Annotated in this window: 3 protein-coding genes; 2 read left to right on the top strand and 1 reads right to left on the bottom strand. The window is 63.6% G+C overall.

The features are described from left to right. Positions 1-293: FadR/GntR family transcriptional regulator (locus tag I5W_RS20440; protein WP_044530611.1), on the bottom strand; the 293-nt coding region annotated here is incomplete at its 3' end. Between the two features lie 303 nt (positions 294-596). Here I5W_RS20440 and I5W_RS20435 point away from each other — a divergent pair. Together I5W_RS20435 and I5W_RS20430 are read left to right on the top strand one after the other, a co-directional pair. Beyond that, on the top strand, positions 597-2,030 hold the full coding sequence (locus I5W_RS20435) for an aldehyde dehydrogenase family protein (RefSeq protein ID WP_044530610.1): 1,434 nt from the start codon (positions 597-599) through the stop codon (positions 2,028-2,030). 61 nt (positions 2,031-2,091) lie between these two features. After that, complete coding sequence (locus I5W_RS20430; protein ID WP_017451145.1) at positions 2,092-2,850, top strand: SDR family oxidoreductase; 759 nt, start codon at positions 2,092-2,094, stop codon at positions 2,848-2,850. Positions 2,851-2,895 lie beyond the last annotated feature (45 nt).

Raw genomic sequence — 2,895 nt, 5'->3', positions numbered from 1 at the left:
CCTTTTCTTCCATAGGTGCCGGAGCCGCGCAGCGACTCCACCAGTTGATCCTCACGCAAGCGGTCCAACGCCTGGCGTACCACCGGGCGTGAGACTTCGAACAACGTGGCCAGGTCGTTTTCCGAGGGCAGCTTGCTGCCCACTGCGATGCGGCCTTCGACGATGGCATGGAACAGGGTTTCATAAACCCGCTCGGCAAAGCGCTCCGGCCGTACCGGACCGAGGCCGGCGGCGGCCAGGTTCAGGATGTCGCTGGAAGCGGCGGGGCGTGCCGGCTTGCTGGTGTGGGGCATCGAGACTCCGTGTGGGTGCATATTGCACTTGTTGCACTGCTTGCGCATGGTAGCGGATTTGCCTGGCTTACCGCCAGCCTCGCGGGGCAAGTAGTCAGTAAAGTAGTAAATTAATTTGACATCTTTGCCGCACTGGCTTAGATTGAGCCACCACAAAAAACACAACAATCCAGGAGACACGCCCCTTCCCGGCCTGCCCGCAGACGCCGTCCGCGCGCTTGCCCGTGGCTGCCCTGCTGCGTCTTGTTGCGTCGTGTTGCATCTTGCCCGGCATTGCGCCAACCACCCGAGGACAGTACCACCATGAAACAGCATTTCATCGACAACCGCTGGGTCGCTCCGACTTCCGGCCAGAGCATCCCTGTCATCGACCCTTCCGATGGCCAGGTCTTCGCCGCCATTGCCCGCGGCAACGCCGACGATGTCGAGCGCGCGGTGCAAGCGGCGCGGCTGGCCTATGAAGGTGCCTGGGGCAAGCTGTCGGCGGCCGAGCGCAGCCGGCTGCTGATGAAGCTGGCCTACAAACTGCAGGATCATCAGGAAGAACTGGCGCAACTGGAAGGCCGCGACTGCGGCAAGCCGATGAAGCAGGCGCGTGCCGATGCGGCGGCGATCGTGCGCTATTTCGAGTTCTATGCCGGCGCCGCCGACAAGCTGCATGGCCACACCATCCCCTACCAGGCAGGCTATACGGTGCTGACCCTGCGCGAACCACATGGTGTGACCGCCCACATCGTGCCCTGGAACTACCCGATGCAGATCTTCGGGCGCTGCGTGGGCGGCGCGCTGGCCGCTGGCAATACCTGCGTGGTCAAGCCGGCCGAGGATGCCTGCCTGTCCATCCTGCGGGTGGCCGAACTGGCGGCTGAGGTCGGTTTCCCGGCGGGGGCCCTCAATATTGTCACCGGCTATGGTCATGAGGCCGGCGACCTGCTGGTCAAGCATCCCGACGTAGATCATGTGTCCTTCACCGGTTCGCCCAACGTGGGCAAGCTGGTGGTGCGCGGCGCGGCCGAGCATCACACGCCGGTCACGCTGGAGCTGGGCGGCAAGTCGCCCCAGGTGGTGTTCGAGGATGCCGATATGGAGGCCATGCTGCCGGTGGTGGTCAATGCCATCGTGCAGAACGCCGGCCAGACCTGTTCGGCCGGTAGCCGCTTGCTGGTACAGCGCGGCGCCTATGAGCAGGTGCTGGAGCGCCTGGCCGGGCTGTTCTCGCAACTCAAGGTGGGTTCGTCACAAATGGACCTGGATTGCGGCCCGCTCATCCGCAAGACCCAGCAGGAGCGCGTGGCAGGCTTTCTCGCCGAGGCCCGGCGCGATGGCATCCCATTGGTGGCGCAAGGCGAGATTGCAGCCGGCGTGCCGGCCAACGGTTTCTACCAGGCCCCGGCCCTGCTGCGCGACGTGCCGCCGCGCCATCGCCTGGCGCAGGAAGAAGTGTTCGGCCCGGTGCTGGCAGCCATGCCCTTCGAGGATGAGGCGCACGCCATTGCCCTGGCCAACGGTACCGACTATGGCCTGGTGGCCAGCGTCTGGACCCGCGATGGCGGCCGCCAGATGCGCCTGGCGCGAGCCATTCGCAGCGGTCAGGTGTTCATCAACAACTACGGCGCCGGCGGCGGCGTGGAACTGCCCTTCGGCGGCGTGAAGGCCAGCGGCCACGGGCGCGAGAAAGGCTTCGAGGCGCTCTATGGTTTCACGATCTTGAAGACCATTGCCATCCGCCACGGTTGAGATCGAGATCGTTACGACGTCGATTCAACGATTAGGTAAATTATTTTCAAGGAGACACATCATGCGTTTGCAAGACAAGGTAGCTATCGTCACCGGTGGCGGTTCGGGTTTCGGAGAAGGCATCGCCAAGGCTTATGCCCGTGAAGGCGCGGCCGTGGTGGTAGCTGATATCGGCCAGACCGGTGGCTTGCGGGTGGTCGAGGAAATCCAGGCCGCTGGCGGCAAGGCCGTCTTTGCCAAGGCGGACGTCTCCAAGCGCGCCGACATGGATCAGTTGCTGGCCACCGCCCTGGAACACTTTGGCAAGCTCGACATCGTGGTCAACAATGCCGGCACCACCCACCGTAACCGCCCCATGCTGGAAGTGGAAGAAGAAGAGTTCGACCGCGTCTATGCGGTCAACGTGAAGAGCATCTTCCTTTCGGCCAAGACCTTCGTGCCCTACTTCCGCCAGGTCGGCGGCGGCGCCTTCGTCAATATCGCCTCCACCGCCGGCATCCGCCCGCGTCCGGGCCTGACCTGGTACAACGGCAGCAAGGGCGCGGTCATCACCACCAGCAAGTCGATGGCCGCCGAACTGGGCCCGGACAAGATCCGCGTAAATTGCGTCAATCCGGTCATCTCGGCCACCGGCCTCTTGGCCGAATTCATGGGCGTGCCCGACACCCCCGAAAACCGCAAGAAGTTCGTCGCCACCATCCCCATGGGCCGCTTCTCCACCCCCGAAGACATCGCCAATGCCTGCCTCTACCTGGGTTCGGATGAAGCCCAGTTCGTCACCGGCGTGTGCATCGAGGTCGATGGCGGGCGCTGCGTGTAAGCTTGCGATGTAAAAATCTTCATGTGAGCGGTGAGGATAATGATG

Origin of the sequence: Herbaspirillum sp. B65, assembly GCF_000333555.1 — a bacterium.
Taxonomy (GTDB): domain Bacteria; phylum Pseudomonadota; class Gammaproteobacteria; order Burkholderiales; family Burkholderiaceae_D; genus Herbaspirillum; species Herbaspirillum rubrisubalbicans.
This window is presented reverse-complemented; position numbering and strand designations above follow the sequence as displayed.

What these genes read in the sequence shown, in the direction of transcription:
- I5W_RS20435 (WP_044530610.1), top strand. Translation starts at nt 597, where the DNA reads ATGAAACAGCATTTCATCGACAACCGCTGGGTCGCTCCGACTTCCGGC.
- I5W_RS20430 (WP_017451145.1), top strand. Translation starts at nt 2,092, where the DNA reads ATGCGTTTGCAAGACAAGGTAGCTATCGTCACCGGTGGCGGTTCGGGT.